Consider the following 383-nt stretch of genomic DNA (forward strand, 5'->3'; position numbering starts at 1 on the left):
ACACCAATGCAACACGAGGGAATCAATAGCAAACGGCATGAAAGAAAGGCATTTAATCAACAAGTTAAGAACTATCGTAAGTCCAAAGATGGCTATAAAAATATGCAGGAGAAAGTAGTTAATCGAGGCCACTTGGATAGCCTAAGTAAACACTTCTCGTTTAACGAGAAAAAAGTGGTCAAAGAGTTAAGCCACGAACTGAAAACTTATATTAGTTTGGAAAGTTTAGATGATAAGCGGCGCATGCTATTTAATTGGAAAAACAGTACCTTAATTAAGCACGCTGTTGGTGAAGATGTCACTAAGCAATTATTGACGATTAACCAACAAGAAAGTTCACTAAAAAAAGCAGACGAACTCTTAAATAAAGTAGTTGATCGCAC

General features: G+C 36.3%; 1 pseudogene. It reads left to right on the plus strand.

Going from position 1 to position 383, the window contains the following annotated elements:
- A pseudogene (locus ACOV1R_RS16110) lies at positions 1 to 383 on the plus strand (MobQ family relaxase); the annotation flags it as partial.

This window comes from Lactiplantibacillus sp. YT640 (genome assembly GCF_049745435.1).
Taxonomy (GTDB): domain Bacteria; phylum Bacillota; class Bacilli; order Lactobacillales; family Lactobacillaceae; genus Lactiplantibacillus; species Lactiplantibacillus plantarum.